Source organism: Shewanella sp. VK101, assembly GCF_056497865.1.
Map to the genome: position 1 here is coordinate 3,421,651 of NZ_CM151402.1, position 15,967 is coordinate 3,437,617.

The 15,967-nt window shown below is 53.0% G+C and carries 16 protein-coding genes; 8 read left to right on the top strand and 8 right to left on the bottom strand.

The genetic code is table 11. The features are described 5' to 3' along the window. Positions 1-5: 5 nt before the first annotated feature. From ACSHSR_RS15230 to ACSHSR_RS15255, 6 genes are all read right to left on the bottom strand, one after another. Complete coding sequence (locus ACSHSR_RS15230) at positions 6-740, bottom strand: tryptophan 2,3-dioxygenase family protein (RefSeq protein ID WP_071237900.1); 735 nt, start codon at positions 738-740, stop codon at positions 6-8. Positions 741-915: 175 nt separating this feature from the next. Further along, on the bottom strand, positions 916-1,929 hold the full coding sequence (gene hemH, locus ACSHSR_RS15235) for a ferrochelatase (RefSeq protein WP_025009459.1): 1,014 nt from the start codon (positions 1,927-1,929) through the stop codon (positions 916-918). 34 nt (positions 1,930-1,963) lie between these two features. Beyond that, complete coding sequence (locus ACSHSR_RS15240; RefSeq protein WP_096141504.1) at positions 1,964-2,545, bottom strand: glutathione peroxidase; 582 nt, start codon at positions 2,543-2,545, stop codon at positions 1,964-1,966. A gap of 39 nt (positions 2,546-2,584) precedes the next feature. Further along, positions 2,585-3,694: a hypothetical protein gene (locus tag ACSHSR_RS15245; RefSeq protein WP_144166379.1), complete on the bottom strand. Its 1,110-nt coding sequence runs from the start codon at positions 3,692-3,694 to the stop codon at positions 2,585-2,587. Positions 3,695-3,818: 124 nt separating this feature from the next. Continuing rightward, positions 3,819-4,931: a PilT/PilU family type 4a pilus ATPase gene (locus ACSHSR_RS15250; RefSeq protein WP_025887558.1), complete on the bottom strand. Its 1,113-nt coding sequence runs from the start codon at positions 4,929-4,931 to the stop codon at positions 3,819-3,821. A 9-nt stretch (positions 4,932-4,940) separates the two neighbouring features. Continuing rightward, complete coding sequence (locus tag ACSHSR_RS15255; RefSeq protein ID WP_025009461.1) at positions 4,941-5,978, bottom strand: type IV pilus twitching motility protein PilT; 1,038 nt, start codon at positions 5,976-5,978, stop codon at positions 4,941-4,943. A gap of 36 nt (positions 5,979-6,014) precedes the next feature. Between ACSHSR_RS15255 and ACSHSR_RS15260 the strand changes: the two genes are divergently transcribed. The 8 genes from ACSHSR_RS15260 to ACSHSR_RS15295 all read left to right on the top strand — a co-directional run bounded on the left by ACSHSR_RS15260 (position 6,015) and on the right by ACSHSR_RS15295 (position 13,352). Then, positions 6,015-6,710, top strand: coding sequence for a YggS family pyridoxal phosphate-dependent enzyme (locus tag ACSHSR_RS15260; RefSeq protein WP_144220311.1), 696 nt, complete (start codon positions 6,015-6,017; stop codon positions 6,708-6,710). A 132-nt stretch (positions 6,711-6,842) separates the two neighbouring features. Further along, complete coding sequence (gene proC, locus ACSHSR_RS15265) at positions 6,843-7,661, top strand: pyrroline-5-carboxylate reductase (RefSeq protein ID WP_146508522.1); 819 nt, start codon at positions 6,843-6,845, stop codon at positions 7,659-7,661. 23 nt (positions 7,662-7,684) lie between these two features. Then, positions 7,685-8,236 (top strand): YggT family protein, encoded by a 552-nt coding sequence (locus ACSHSR_RS15270; RefSeq protein ID WP_044733985.1) that lies wholly within the window; start codon positions 7,685-7,687, stop codon positions 8,234-8,236. Beyond that, complete coding sequence (yggU, locus tag ACSHSR_RS15275; protein WP_037436422.1) at positions 8,236-8,523, top strand: DUF167 family protein YggU; 288 nt, start codon at positions 8,236-8,238, stop codon at positions 8,521-8,523. The genes ACSHSR_RS15270 and yggU overlap by 1 nt, the downstream gene beginning before the upstream one ends. A 62-nt stretch (positions 8,524-8,585) precedes the next feature. Then, positions 8,586-9,020: a DUF4426 domain-containing protein gene (locus tag ACSHSR_RS15280; RefSeq protein WP_071237903.1), complete on the top strand. Its 435-nt coding sequence runs from the start codon at positions 8,586-8,588 to the stop codon at positions 9,018-9,020. Between the two features lie 256 nt (positions 9,021-9,276). Beyond that, complete coding sequence (rdgB, locus tag ACSHSR_RS15285; protein ID WP_025009467.1) at positions 9,277-9,879, top strand: RdgB/HAM1 family non-canonical purine NTP pyrophosphatase; 603 nt, start codon at positions 9,277-9,279, stop codon at positions 9,877-9,879. Further along, positions 9,879-11,015 (top strand): radical SAM family heme chaperone HemW, encoded by a 1,137-nt coding sequence (gene hemW / locus ACSHSR_RS15290; protein WP_208172111.1) that lies wholly within the window; start codon positions 9,879-9,881, stop codon positions 11,013-11,015. The genes rdgB and hemW overlap by 1 nt, the downstream gene beginning before the upstream one ends. Positions 11,016-11,492: 477 nt before the next feature. Beyond that, entirely contained in the window at positions 11,493-13,352 is a 1,860-nt protein-coding gene (locus ACSHSR_RS15295; protein ID WP_479630887.1) for a DUF885 domain-containing protein, read from the top strand. Between the two features lie 441 nt (positions 13,353-13,793). Here the strand turns inward: ACSHSR_RS15295 and ACSHSR_RS15300 are convergent, their stop codons facing one another. Then, entirely contained in the window at positions 13,794-14,741 is a 948-nt protein-coding gene (locus ACSHSR_RS15300; protein WP_335900739.1) for a LysR family transcriptional regulator, read from the bottom strand. A gap of 315 nt (positions 14,742-15,056) precedes the next feature. Continuing rightward, complete coding sequence (locus tag ACSHSR_RS15305) at positions 15,057-15,860, bottom strand: YggN family protein (RefSeq protein ID WP_479630888.1); 804 nt, start codon at positions 15,858-15,860, stop codon at positions 15,057-15,059. Between the last annotated feature and the right edge of the window lie 107 nt (positions 15,861-15,967).

Genomic DNA, 15,967 nt, shown 5'->3' on the forward strand with positions numbered 1-15,967 from the left:
GCTCCTCAGTCGGCAATCGAGTCGCGTTTGACACCGTAAACACCGCCCCAGATATCTGTCATCTGACCGCGAATTTGCCACAGTTTAGGGAAAAACTGCATCTTCATACCTGAGTTAAGGATTTCAGTGCTGCGCCCCTTCAGCGACATGCTGTCTATGCCTATGCTTCTGTGGATGAGTTTGATGTGATGGTAACGGAAGTGCTGAAACAGCTGGTCGTACTCTATCATGGCCTCGGCCACCATATAGCTTTCATCATGACGGTATTCACTGTTGTATATCTGCTCGACCGTCAGCCCCTTTTGCTCAAGGTAGACTCGCTCAAAGGTGAGCCACAGCGGCTTATAAAGCTGCAACAGGGTTCTGAATCCCGGTGATTCCTGACCGCTGCCGTTGCCCAGTTGCAGTCGAATGGCCTGATAATCCTTGATAGACATAGTGTCGAGAATACTCAGTTGCTCGATAAGAAACCCCATCGCCTTATGTACCCTGGCAAACAGGGTCAACACCTTGAAGGTCTCCCCTGCGGCCATACGCTCATCAATCTCCAGCAGGGTGTAGCAGATGAGCTTCATCCACAACTCCTCCGACTGATGCACTATTTGAAACTGCAACTCATCGGCGTTACACAGTTGCTCATAGGGCTTCTGGCAGCTGAGCAATTTGGGAGTATTGAGGTACTTTTCATAATCCAGTCGACCCTCTCCGGCCATGCTGGCATATATCTGCTCGCGATCCATGATGCCTTATCCTTATTCTTGTATTGTTAACCATAAATTAACATTCAACTTGCCAAGCTAAGGCATAGCGTGGCAGGCAACAAGGGCAGCGAAGCGATCCGCAAAGAACAGCAGTGTCAAATATTGTTGGCAGGGCTGCCGGACTGCAGCCCTGATTAGGGGGGAGGAAGAATGCTTACAGATAGGGACGAACCAACTCCGCCATCATCTCTATATGGCGCGGTCTGTCGTTGAGCGCCGCTATATAGCGGAATGACTTACCACCGGCCTGTTCGAAAAACTCACGGTTCTGCCCGGCAATCTCCTCCAGAGTTTCCAGGCAGTCGGCGCTGAATGCAGGACAGGCAACGGCTACATCTGTGATCCCCTGCTTTGGCAGAGCCATCATGGTTTCATCCGTGTAAGGGCCCAGCCATTTGGCCTTGCCGAAACGGGACTGGAAGCTACTGATCACATCATCCTCTGCCAGCCCAAGACGCTCGACCAACAATCTTGAGGTCTTGATACAGAAGCAGTAGTAAGGGTCGCCCAGCTTGAGATTCCGCTCCGGCATACCATGGTACGACAGCACCAATTTCTGCGGTTTGCCGTGTTGGGCAAAGTCTACTTCGATGGACTCGGCCAGCGCCTCGATAAACAGCGGATTATCGTGGTAGGTATGGATAAAGTGCAGCGACGGCAGGTAACGCCATTGAGTCAACTCTTTGGCTATGGCATCAAATGCAGAGCCCGTGGTAGGGCCGGCATATTGAGGATAGAGCGGCAGCACAACCAGTTTATCGACCCCTTGATTGTGCAGGCGTTTGAGCACATCGCCCACCGCCGGGTTGCCGTAACGCATCGCCAAGGCAACTTCGGCTTCAACGCCTTCGGCCTTGAGTTTTTCTGCCAAGGCCTGGGTCTGGCGCTCACTGATATCCATCAGTGGCGAGCCCTTATCAGTCCACACCTCACGGTAAAGGGCCGCCGATTTGGCCGGCCTGACCCTGAGAATAATGCCATGGAGAATAAGCTTCCACAGCGCCTTGGGGATCTCCACCACCCTGGGATCGGAGAGAAATTCGGCCAGATAACGCCGCACCGCCGCGGGTGTCGGTGCGTCCGGCGTCCCCAGATTCAACAGCAATATCCCGGTTTTACCACGCCCGGCGTGGCCCTTGTCTTTATCAAGACCGATAAACTTAGCCAAAATCACCTCAGATAGAAAACGAATAAGTCAGATATTAAAGCACAGATTCAATCGCTTTGATCAATTCATCACTATCGGGTTTGACTCTGGAGTTAAAGCTCTGCACCTGTTTACCGTCGCCACTGACTAGGTACTTGTAGAAGTTCCACTTGGGCGCGCCGGCCTGCTGCCCCAGATAGGCAAATACCGGGTTCACATCACTGCCACGAACCGCAGAGGTAGCCACCATGGTAAAGGTCACGCCATAGTTGATGTAGCACACCTTGGCGGTATCCTTCTCTTGGTTTTCTTCCTGGAAGAAGTCATCGGATGGGAAACCTATCACCACCAGCCCGCGCTCGCGGTAGTCCTTATGCAGGGCTTCAAGCGCTTTGAATTGAGGCGTAAAACCACAATTGCTGGCGGTATTGACCAGAAGCACAGGTTTACCTTGGGTGAGTTCACATAGGTCGACAGACTCCTGGGAATGGAGCTTTCTCAACTTGATATTGAGGTAATCGGGGCACTGACCGGCAAAAGCCGCCGTGGGCGCTAAAGCCAATGCTGTAAAAGCCAGCCTCTTCAATGCAGGCCCGGTTAAATTCAATCTTGCCAAGGGCTTGAACACCTTCACCATAACACCTCCATTTGTTTTTATTCTTACCAGCTTCAGCCGTTAAAAGTAGAAGCCAACATTGATATTCAGCCTTGAATGCCAGCTGCTGTCGCCTTCGGCAATACCTATGCCGGGGCCGTTGACAAACCACATGTTTTTACCGGCGATCCAGTCCACGTAGGAGTAAAACTTACCGGCGCTGATGGCGCATCCTGTGACATTCTGCACCGAATCATCCAACCCGGTACCCGAGGCAAATACCTGGCTGTAGTCGTTATAACAGTTGAGCTGAGTGATAGGGCCCCAATCAACATCTATGGTGCGCGAAAGGTTAAATGTGAGCACATCGGCCTCGGCCGCTATCTCAAACGGGTAGGCAAAGGCCGACAGTGCCAAACGCTCGCCTGGCATGTCATAGTCATAATGCAGATACTGCACCTGAGTCTGCCAGGCGTGCCAATCCATTTGCCAATGGGCTGCTACCGCCAAGCCATCTGTGTCTTCACCGGCAACGGCGCCGGCCATTGGCTTGTAGTCCAAACGGCTATATTGCACAGAAGCGCCCAGTTTATGGGCAAACTCGCCATACTTCAGGCTGCGCTCGACTCTGGCGTTAAACTGCCCTGCCTCTTCATAGGGGGCGTTTTCTGTGGTGGCGACATCGAAGGAATAGCGCTTGAAGCGGCTACCGTCGCCATATTCATCATTGGCAAACCAGGCGAGATCGTAGCGCCAGCCGTCCTTGTTGTACTGCCAGTGAACACCGGCATCATAGTCGTCTTCAAAGCCGAGATAATAAGTCGCGCCGAACCAGAAGGAATGAGCCGCATAGGGCAGCAAACCGAAAGGCACCTGGGTGACCCCGAGGCGAATGTCCGAGTTTTCTGAAAAGCGATAGCCAAAGAAGGCATGCTGGATCACATCCTGATCCTGATACCAGCGGTACTGAGCCGACGCGAACAGTTCTCCGTTATCGTATTTGACATCGGCGCGAAACAGCTCGAACTCCAACTTGGCATCGTCATCATAGTCTTTCCAGCCATAGTTGACTCGTACCGCCCCGCCGATATCCAGCTCGTCGGAAACCGGCACGGCCGCGGCCGGCAGAGTGAAACAACCGGCCAGAGCCAGACCCAAAGCTGAAAATAAAGTGGTTTGCTGCAATTGCATTCCCCTTCCATCCTTTTCACAAAACAGGCGCAACACAATAACAAAAAGATAGCTCTTTTTCGAACAATCCACTCAATACAAACAAAAAAGGCGTCATTCCGACGCCTTTTGCAGTGCTTTCCCACTAATCCATATCCAGGGTAACTCCCTCCATGAAACCTGAATTGCCGGTGTCATTGCTGTGGAGTTTAATCATGAGTCGCAGGTCGTTAGGTGAGTCGGCATGATGCAGTGCATCGGCGTAGCTGATCTCTCCTTCACAGTAGAGCTTGAACAGCGCCTGGTCGAAGGTTTGCATCCCCTGCTCGTTGGACTTGGCCATGGTGTCCTTGAGCACGTGCAGCTCGTTCTTTTGAATAAGACTGGCCACCCTGGGGGTGTTGATAAGCACTTCGATGGCGGCGCGCCGGCCGCTGCCGTCCACCTTGGGCACCAACTGCTGGGCCACAATACCGCGCAAGTTAAGCGACAGGTCAAATAGCAGTTGTTGGTGCTTACTCTCTGGCACCAGGTGCATGATGCGATCCAGCGCCTGGTTGGCGTTGTTGGCGTGCAGGGTTGCCATACACAAGTGGCCGGTTTCGGCGAACGACAGGGCAAACTCCATGGTTTCCTGGGTACGGATTTCACCGATAAGGATAACGTCCGGCGCCTGGCGCAATGAGCTCTTGAGCGCCGCATCAAACGACTCGGTATCTATACCCACTTCCCGCTGGGTGATAATGCTCTTGCCGTGTTGGTGAACAAATTCCACCGGATCTTCGATGGTGAGTATGTGTCCCCTGGCATTGGCATTACGGTAACCGATAAGTGCCGCCAGCGAGGTGGACTTACCCGTACCGGTTCCCCCTACCATGATCACCAATCCGCGCTTGCTCATTACTAAGTCTTTGAGAATGGGCGGCAGGTACAGCTGCTCCACAGTAGGGATCTTGGTTTCGATACGCCGCATCACGCAGCCCGCCGACTCCCGTTGCCAGAAGGCACTGACCCGGAAACGCCCCAACTCCTTGGCGCCCACGGCAAAGTTACATTCGCGGGTCTCGTGAAACTCCTTTTTCTGCTCCGGCGTCATCAAAGACTCAACAAACTCCAGCGACTGCGCCGGGGTAAAGGCGTTTTCCGCCAGCGGCCTGAGCTCACCGTCCACCTTGGCACTGGGAGGAAAGGCGGCGGTAATAAAGAGATCCGAGGCCTTACGATCCACCATAGCCTTGAGAAAAGGTCTGACTTCCATGGGAACTCCTTAGAAATTCGCTTGTTTGTTGGAGCTCTTGGCCATGGCATCTTCCCGACTGATCAAGCCTCGATTCACCAGGTTCTGCAGGCTCTGCTCCAAAGTTTGCATGCCATGGGCCATACCGGTTTGGATAGCAGAATACATCTGTGCCACCTTGTCCTCACGGATAAGGTTTCGGATAGCCGGGGTTCCCATCATGATCTCATGGGCCGCCACCCGGCCGCCGCCAACTTTCTTGATCAGGGTCTGGGAGATAACCGCCTGCAACGACTCAGACAACATGGTACGCACCATGTCTTTCTCGCCTGCGGGGAATACGTCAACCACACGGTCAATGGTCTTGGCCGCCGAGGTGGTGTGCAAGGTACCGAACACCAAGTGGCCGGTTTCTGCCGCGGTCATCGCCAGGCGTATGGTTTCCAAATCCCGCATCTCACCGACCAAGATGACATCCGGGTCTTCACGCAGGGCACTTCTGAGGGCAGCGTTAAAGCTGTGGGTATGGCGGTGCACTTCCCGCTGGTTGATAAGACATTGCTTGTTTTGGTGCACAAATTCGATAGGGTCTTCAATGGTGAGAATATGATCGTGGCGGTTCTCATTGACGTAATCTATCATCGCCGCCAGGGTGGTACTCTTACCCGAACCTGTGGGGCCGGTTACCAACACCAGGCCGCGAGGATATGAAGCAATTTTCTTGAAGATTTCCGGCGCGCCCAGTTGTTCCAAAGTCAAAATGTCGCTGGGAATAGTACGAAAAACCGCGGCGGCGCCGCGGGACTGATTGAAGGCATTGACACGAAAACGCGCCAGATTGGGAACTTCAAAGGAAAAGTCGATTTCCAGAAACTCTTCATAATCCTTACGCTGCTTGTCATTCATTATGTCGTAGACAAGTCTGTGAACCCCTTGGTGATCAAGCGCAGGGACATTAATCTTTCTGACCTCGCCGTCGACGCGTATCATGGGAGGCACACCGGCCGACAGGTGCAGATCCGAAGCGTTATGCTTTACACTAAAGGCCAATAATTCAGTGATTTCCATAGTTTGGGATATCCGTTCAACCAAAAAGTTTACATCATGACAACAATAGCAGACAGACTGGCACTAGCCCAGCGCAGGATAGCTCAAGCGGCGCAAATTTCGTCCCGAAATGCAAGCGAGATCAAGCTGCTGGCTGTCAGCAAGACCAAGCCGGTCGCCGACATTGAACAAGCTTATGCCGCCGGGCAACGTTGCTTTGGCGAAAACTATGTCCAGGAGGGGCAACAGAAAGCCATGGAACTGGCGCAGCGCTGTCCCGATATAGAATGGCACTTTATCGGCCCGCTGCAATCCAATAAATCAAGAATTGTCGCCGAGCACTTCCATTGGATGCACACCCTGGAGCGGGAAAAAATTGCCCGCCGCCTGTCGGAGCAGCGCCCAGAAGGCATGCCACCACTGGAAATCTGCATCCAAATCAATGTTTCGGGTGAAGATTCCAAAGCAGGAATAGCAACACAGAGCGAGATGTTTCAGTTGGCAAGCCTGGTGGACTCATTGCCCAACCTCAAACTCAGGGGACTGATGACAATTCCCAGTGCCGGTGAAGGCCCAAGGCTTGAGGCGGAGCTGTCGCACATGCAGCAACTGTTTGCCGAGCTGAAGCTCAAGTTTCCACAGGTGGATACCCTGTCCATGGGTATGAGTCAGGATCTTGAGCTCGCCATAGCCAAGGGCTCTACCATGGTCAGAGTCGGTAGCGCTATTTTCGGCGAGCGGAACTACGGCTGATAAACCAGTCAATAAGATCTGAGATTGGCCGCTGAGACCTTGTTTTTGATAGTATTGGCCCAAATACTAATATCTCCCGCACGGTCAAACCCGATGCGGGATACACTCCAATCACAAGTGACAGGGGACAGCATGGCTCAAAAGAAAATCTGTTTTATCGGCGCCGGCAATATGAGCCGCAGTATCATCAGCGGGCTGGTGGGCAGCGGTTATCCGGCTGAATTGATCCAGGCCAGCAACCCAAGCACAGGTAAACTCGATGCCCTCAAGCGCGATTTCGGCATCCTCACCACCACAGACAACCAAGCCGCCTGTGACTGGGCCGATATCATAGTGCTGTCGGTCAAACCGCAACTGATGCAGCAGGTGTGTGAGCAACTGGCAACACTGCCGCTGGCCGACAAACTGTTTATTACCATAGCGGCAGGGATCCCGGCCGCCAGATACAATGACTACTTCGGCCAGCAGATTAAGCTTATCCGCACCATGCCCAACACCCCAACCCAACTTGGCTATGGCATGACAGGCCTTTATGCCGCAAGTGGGGTTGAGCAGGCGGATAAAGATCTTTGCCAGCAGATTATGGCCAGTGGCGGCGAGACCCTGTGGGTAGACAAAGAAGCGGAACTCAATTTGGTGATCGCCTTGGCGGGCAGCTCTCCGGCCTATTTTTTCCTGTTTATGGAAGGCATGATGGATGCGGCCAAAGAGCTGGGGCTGGATGAATCCAAGGCCAGGTTACTGGTGCAGCAGGCGGCGCTGGGTGCCTCACAGATGGTGATTCAAAATCCTCAGCTGAGCGCCGGCCAACTGCGGCAGAATGTCACCTCCAAGGGCGGTACCACCCATGAGGCGGTGGAAACCTTCCAGCGAAGTGATCTCAAGGGACTGATCAAGCAAGCAATGAATAACTGTATTGCCAGGGCTGAAGCCATGGCCAAAGAATTCTAAACGACCCAAGGGCGAAACTTTTCATGAATGAAGCATTGATTTACCTGATTACAGTCGTATTCGACCTCTATTTTATGGTAGTCATACTGAGGATCTGGCTGCAGCTGGTGCGGGCAGATTTTTATAACCCCTTCAGCCAGTTTATCGTCAAAGCCACCCATCCTATTGTGGCGCCCATGCGGCGGATACTGCCCTCCATAGGTAGTCTGGATACGGCCTCTGTGGTGCTGGCACTGCTGGTGGTAGTCGCCAAAATACTCTTGCTGACTCTGATGGCGGGCGAGGATTTCAACCTGGTTGCAACCTTGATTTTTGCCCTGGTGTCCTTGTTCAAAAAGGCCGGGGTATTGCTGTTCTGGATCCTGATCATCCGCGCTATCCTCAGTTGGGTCAGCCAGGGGCGCAACCCGATTGAATATGTGATGATGCAGTTGACCGAGCCACTGCTGGCGCCCATTCGCCGCTTCCTGCCGCCCATGGGCGGGCTGGACTTGTCGCTGCTAGTGCTGATGGTATTGATGAATTTCGTCAACATACTGTTGGCCAAGACGATTCCTTTCTGGGCCATCGCTTGATGAAAGCTGTTAGCTGGGAGCAGCAGGATCTGCTGCTCAATCTCTATATCCAGCCCAAGGCCAGCCGGGATCAACTGGTTGGCCTGCATGGTGAAGAGTTCAAGGTGGCCATTACCGCGCCACCTGTGGACGGCAAGGCCAACGCCCACCTGACCAAGTATCTGTCCAAGGCCTTCAAGGTGCCCAAGGGGCAGATAGCCATAGTCAAGGGAGAACTGGGCCGCCACAAGCAGGTGCGTATTGAGTCGCCCAAGATATTGCCCGCAGAAATCGAGGCCTTGCTCTGATGCCATGGCAGCAGACAAGGGACTATAATCAATTCAACACACTTAACCTCAGGTAAAGCATTATGTTGCGCAAATTTTTGACCCTGCTTTTGTGTTTCGGCTCTCTGGCCGGTGTCGCCCAAGCCGAACAGAAGCAGACCGTCGGCCAGTTCGATATTCACTATATGGCGCTGGGCAGCACCTTTTTGACGCCATCCATCGCCAAGAGCTACGGCATAGAACGCAGCCGTTACACGGGTATCATCAATATCGCCGTATTGGATACCAGTGAAGAGGGCAATCCGGCAGTACCGGTCGAGATATCCGGCCTGGCCAACAATCTTATCGATGCCAGAATGCAGTTGAAATTCCGCGAAATTCGCGAGGGTGATGCCATCTACTATATTGCCGAGGTGCCCTATCGCGACGATCAGGAGATCAACTTTCAAATCCTGATAAAACACGGCAACGAGCTCAACACCACTCTGGCGTTCAAACAGAAATTCTACGTCGATTGAGCAGCACATTCCGTCAATAGAGCGCCGCCGAATGAGCGGCGTTTTTATGGCCGCCCGAGTGGGTATTGACCGCCGACTTAGAGAAACGACAACAGCCATTAGGGCTCAAACCAGATTGGCGCAGGCCAATGTCGATTTACCCCGATAAACCTTCCACTACTCTGCTTGCTTTCGCACCTTTTCATTGTCGCTGAGTGAGTAAACTCTTCTGCAAAATGGTACTATTGCCGGCATTGCGAAATAAGGAAAATCCAAGATGAAACAGATAGTGCTTGCCAGTGGCAACAAGGGAAAACTCAAAGAATTCGCCGAGATGTTCAACGCCTTCAATATTGAGGTGTTGCCACAAAACCAATTCGATGTGCCTGAAGTGGCGGAAACCGGCACCACTTTTGTTGAAAATGCCATTATCAAGGCGCGCCATGCCGCCGAAATCACCGGCCTGCCCGCTATTGCCGATGACTCAGGCCTCGAAGTTGATGCTCTGGACGGCGCTCCCGGCATCTACTCCGCCCGTTACAGTGGTGCCAACGCCACGGCCGAAGGCAACTACAACAAGCTGCTTGGCGCCATAGAGGCAACGCCTGCCCCCCGAACTGCCCGTTTCCAGTGTGTACTTGTGTATATGCGTCATGCCAAGGATCCGACTCCCATCATCTGCCAGGCCGCCTGGGAAGGGGAAATAGGTTTTGAACCCAAGGGCGACAATGGCCATGGTTATGATCCCGTATTCATTCCCTGTGGTTACCAGCAAACTGCCGCCGAGCTCAGCAGTGATGAAAAGAACCATCTCAGCCACAGAGGCAAGGCGCTGAAATTGCTGCTTGAAGCCTTCAAACAACAGGGGATCCTCGGCTGATGCTGACGCTGCCACCGCTGAGTCTCTATATTCATATTCCCTGGTGTGTGCAGAAATGCCCTTACTGTGATTTCAACTCTCACGGAAAACAGGGTGAGCTGCCGCAGCAGGAATATGTCGATGCCCTGCTTGGCGATCTCAACGCCGACCTGCACTATGTTCAAGGCCGGCAACTGCACAGCATCTTTATCGGTGGCGGCACCCCCTCCCTGTTCGATGCTGCCCAGATAGGCAGGCTGCTGCAAGGCGTGAACCGGCGCATTGCCTTTGCCGATGACATAGAGATCACCATGGAGGCCAACCCAGGCACCCTGGAACATGATGACTTCAGCGCTTACCGCGCCGCAGGTGTCACTCGCCTCTCCATCGGTGTGCAGAGCTTTGCCAAAGACAAGCTCAACCTGCTGGGGCGAATTCACGGCAAGGATGAAGCCGTCAACGCCGCCAAAGGCGTTGCCGCAGCCGGATACCAGAGCTTTAACCTGGATCTGATGCACGGTCTGCCGAACCAGAGCTTTGAAGAGGCCATGGCCGATATCGACACGGCGGCGGCGCTCAATCCTCCGCACCTGTCCTGGTATCAGCTCACCATAGAGCCAAACACCCTGTTTCATTCGCGCCCGCCGCAGCTGCCGGACGATGAAGCGCTTTGGCACATCTATGAACAGGGCCAGCAAAGACTTGCGGCCCTTGGCTACCAGCAGTATGAAATATCCGCCTACGCCAAACCCGGTTTTCAGTGCCGCCATAACCTCAACTATTGGGAATTCGGTGATTATCTGGGAATTGGTTGCGGCGCCCACGGCAAGCTGACGCTACCGGAGCAGGACCGCATAGTACGCACGGTAAAGATAAAACATCCAAAGGGTTATTTGGCCACAGAGGATTATCTATTTGAGGTAAGTGACGTGCTGCCGGAAGACAGGGCGCTGGAGTACCTGATGAACAGGCTGCGACTGATGAGCCCCATCCCCTGGAGCGAATTTGAAGCGCGCACCGGCGTTGCGGCCAACACCCTGGATAAAGGCATGCAGCAGGCCGCCGAGCGCGGGCTGGTGGAGATCACTCCCGGTTACTGGAAGCTCACCAACAAGGGGCATATGTTCGTCAACGATCTGCTGTCGCAGTTCTGTTAACTCCATCTCTTATTAGCCTCCTCTTGCTGCTGCCAAAGCGAAAGCAGCAAGAGGAAATATTTTCTAACATTTACGCCAAAGGAAGGTGTATATAAGCCCTCGTGGCACTCTGGCTTCCACAGCAATTGGCATTCAAGGCATCTGACTGAAGGCATGCCGGGGCCTGCCAAAGTCGGATAACGCCGAAAGCCTGTTGCTGTGGAAGCCCCAAAGGGCGTGTCTTACAGACCTGTCTGCTGCGTTGTGACTCTTGCAAAGGGCTTGCCATTCGCTGCGAATCACGCCTTGCATCCAAGCCTGTAAGCCAACGCAGAGCACACATGGGGCTTGTACACACCTTCCTTACGTTACCGTATTCCATTAGGATAAACTTCTTTAGACGCAAATGAGCCATAGCAGTCGCGGTTTCTGTGCGTCTTTCCTAACTCGGGCCATCGTCATCCGGCCTGCCATTGCCAAGCAAAAAGGAAGTTGTCCATGCCTATAACCATAAGAAAAAGTCTGTTGACGCTGGCCCTTGGCGCCGTTTTAAGCAGCAGTTATCCCCTTCTCGCCCAAGCCTCTGTCTCCGGGCAGAGTAACCAAGCATCAAACCTGGCTCCAGAGGTCATCAAGGCCGAATCCGCCAAAGCCAACGCCCTGTTTGAAGCCATCTTCAACGAAGATGTCGCCGCCAGCCCGGTGCGGCAGACCTTTCTTGGTATCAAGACAGATTACGGCAAATGGGACTCACTGGGAGATGCGGCCGATGATGCCGCGCTTGCTCGCGCCAAGCAGCAGCTTGAGCGCTTGTCGCTACTGGATCCGACAAAGTTGGACTCACAGAGCAAGTTGAGCCTGGAGCTGTTGACCGCCAAGCTGCAACGCCAGATCCGCGATGATAAGTTTCGCCACTACAACTACCCGGTCAACCAGATGTACGGCATTCACTCGCTGGTACCTTCATTGTTGATAAACCAACACTCGATAGCCGACGAAGCCGATGCCCGCGCCTATATCAGCCGTATAGCCGGGGTTCCTGAGCTGTTTGAGCAGCTGATCACCGCCCTCGAGGTTCGCGCCGAGGAAGGCATAATCGCCCCCAAGTTCGTATTCCCCCACGTGCTTTCAGACAGTCGCAATATTATTCATGGCGCGCCGTTTGATGGTGAGCCGGACAGCGCCATCTGGGCCGACTTCAAGGGCAAGTTGGCAAAACTCAAGCTGGATGAAGACACCCGAGACAAACTGCTGGATCAAGCCACCATCGCCCTCAAAGAACAATTGAGGCCAGCTTACCAAAAGCTGATTGCCTATCTCGAAACCCTGGAAAAACGGGCCGACAGCAGAGATGGTGTCTGGAAATTCCCGAGCGGCAGCGCCTTCTACAACAATGCCCTGGCCAATACCACCACCACAGAGATGAGCGCCGATAGCATTCATCAATTAGGGCTGGACGAAGTCGCCAGGATCCACGGCGAAATGCGCGCCATCATGGACAAAGTTGGCTTCAAGGGCGATCTCAAAGCCTTCTTCGAGTTTATGCGCCAGAATGAGGGCTTCTACTTCCCGGACAATGACGCCGGCCGCCGGGCCTACCTGAGAGAGGCCACCGCCCTTATCGATAACATGAACTCGCGCCTGGATGAAGTGTTCAAGGTAAAGCCCAAAGCGCCTTTGATAGTCAAACAGGTGGAAGCCTTCAGGGAGAAGTCTGCCGGCAAGGCTTTCTACAACCAGCCCTCGGCCGATGGCAGTCGCCCGGGAACTTACTATGCCAACCTCTATGACATAATGGCTATGCCCAAATACCAGATGGAGGCACTGGCCTACCATGAAGGGATCCCCGGGCATCACATGCAGATAGCCATAGCCCAGGAACTGGAAGGACTTCCCAGCTTCCGTCGCTTCGGCTCTTACACGGCTTATATCGAGGGCTGGGGCCTTTACAGTGAGTACTTCCCCAAGGAGATGGGGCTTTACAGCGATCCTTACTCAGATTTTGGCAGATTGGCGATGGAGCTATGGCGCTCCTGCCGTTTGGTGGTGGATACCGGGATCCATGCCAAGAAATGGACTCGAGAGCAAGCCATAGCCTATTACATGGATAACACTCCCAATGCCGAATCTGACGCAGTAAAAATGGTTGAGCGGCACATAGTTATGCCCTCGCAGGCAACCGCTTACAAGGTGGGGATGAACAAGATACTTGCGCTTAGAGCCTACGCCAAGGAGGCGCTGGGTGAGCATTTCGACATTCGCGCCTTCCACACCCTGGTATTGCAAAACGGCCCCTTGCCGCTGGATGTACTGGAGCAGGAAGTAAAAAACTGGGTGGCCGCGCAAAGCCAGGCTTGAAATTGAATCAACTGCCGCTCCCGTGAGCGGCTTTTTTATGCGCTTGATTCCGTCCTGAAAACAGGCATAAAAATACCCCGGCCACCTGGGCCGGGGTAAACCAAAATCAGGATGATGGTTTTAAGGCCGACATTGTTTTAGTTCGAAAACCTGGGTCGGCATTGATAAGGGCTTAACACTCTGTGTTGAACCAAGCAGTCTACAGCAGGAGGGGTCTGTCCCGCGGCACACCCGTATGTTGGTTCCACCCGAATCAACTGCAACCATTGTATTGATTTCAGAACAGACTGCAACAAGATTATTAAAAACCTTTAGGATTCACTAAACAATAAAGCGATAAAAAAACCAACAAAATATCAATATCCATATGATATAAAAACAAAAAACACCCAAGCGGAACTTGAGTGTTTTTCATTGTTCTATTATAAGAACGATATTTCTTTATTTTTCCTGGCGCAGGGCAAACAGATCTGCGTATTTTTTGTCCCAATAGGGTGGTGTACCTATGTGATCCTTAATGAACTCGATAAAGGCACTCACCTTGGGAGCCAAGTGTTTACGTCTTGGATAAACCGCCTGCAGCGGCAGATGATGGGTCAATTGCCAATCGGGAAGTAGAGGAACCAGAGTGCCTTTTTCTATTTCATCTTCCAGCAGATAACTGGCGAGATAAACCACCCCAAGCCCACTGACAGCGGCAGACTTGAGCGCCGGCGCATTGTCGACTCTGAAATTACCCGAAACCCCTATCTCACAGTAGTCATCGCCCTTCTTGAATTGCCAGACGCTGTGCTCATGCCATTCACCGTGGTAAACCAAACAGTTGTGCTCCACCAGCTGCTCCGGACGGGCCGGCATACCGTGGGCCGCAACATACCCGGGGGATGCCACCAGCAGGAACTGACACTTCATCAGCGGGCGGGCCACCATACCCAGAGGCAGTTGCTCTGACATGGTCAGCAGCAGATCCAGGCCTTCACTGACCACATCAACCTTATGGTCCAACAGGCTCACCTGCAGCTCGAGATCCGGGTGACGAGTCATAAACTCGGGCAGTGCCGGAATAATATGCATGGTGCCGAACGACTGGGAGATCCCTACCTTGAGCACGCCTCGGGTGGCATCATTGAGGTTGTGCACACTGGCCACCGCCTGATCCGCATTCCGGAGCAGTTCTTCCCCCTGCACATACAGCAGATTACCGGCTTCGGTGAGGCTTAAGCTACGGGTTGTTCGCTGGATCAACTGGATCCCGAGTTTATGTTCAAGATCGGCAACCTGGGTACTGACCTTGGATTTGGATATTCCAAGCCTGCGCGCCGCGGCACTGAAGCTGCCGGCACGGGCGACATGAGTGAAAATAGCGATAGGTTCTAACAGTTCTAACATGAAAGTCGCCTTAAGCCGTTTACAACACTGGTAAAAGCTTTCCTGGAAAAGCGACGGGCCTCACCGTCAAGACCCCAAATTGGGGTGTGGGCTGCCGGGTTTTGGAAAGCGCACTGGGTAGAGTCACTGAGTCCTGACTTGGGTGTCAGTTTTATTATTTTTGCGAAGTATACCAATTCTTTCTTATTGACTCTAACCCAAGGATAGCCTTGAGCCAAAAAAACCGCCGCATTGATGGCATAATCAACAGACAACCAATAAAAAACCCCTGTATCAAGGGAGGGGAAGATACAGGGGGAATCACCAGCTTAAATCTTATTGCTGCAGTTCAACCTTGCCGGACAGTACCTGGAATTCGCCCAGCTCAGGGATCTGTTTGCGTAACTTGTCTTCAAACACCACCAAACGTTGGAAGTTGTCGCAAAGCGCGTCGGCTCTCTGCTCCATCTCCTGGGCGCGGGACTCCATTTGCACTTCAATATCCTTGCCCATCTTTTCCATCTTTTGGCTGAAGGCATTGATCTTCTCATCAAAGGTTTCGCCCTCACCTGACATCATCGCGCTACCCATGGCCATCATCAAACTGCCTAGCGACTGCTGTACCAGTTGCTCTATCTCTTTGGAAAACTCATCACCAAAAGCGTTTTCCAGCGACTCTTCAGTGGCCCCGAGGAAGTACTGGTCACCATTGCGATGAGCCACTTCATAGACTCTCAGTTGCAGACTGTCCATGGTTTCATCCAACTTGGCACCGGCGGCATCACCCAAGAGTGGTGTCAGAGCCATGCTCACGGCCTCGCTCGCCATGGTGACGGCATCTTCCACCAAAGAGATAACTTCGGGTAACTGCTGAGCCATGGCATCCGAGTACTCGTTGACAAGTTTGCTCTGCTCGGCATTCAAGGCCACTTCTTCACCTTCCACGTAGAGGCGGCCCGGCTCAATTCGATAGTATTCTTTCCCTTGATTACTGACACTCAGCTTCTTGGGTTCCAGTGAGATGTCGTAGTTGAGTGACATCTCGCATTGCTCATCTCTTGGCTCAAAGTTGATCGCCATAGCAGGCGCCGCCGCAAACAGTGCACACACCAAAGATATTCCACCAATCGCTTGTTTCATTCTGTCTTCCCTCTCGTTTTAATCTGCCGAGTAAACTTGGTTACCGCTTATGGCTCAGAATAAAGCAGACTTTGTGCCAAAGTTATAATCAACTGATACTAAAAGAA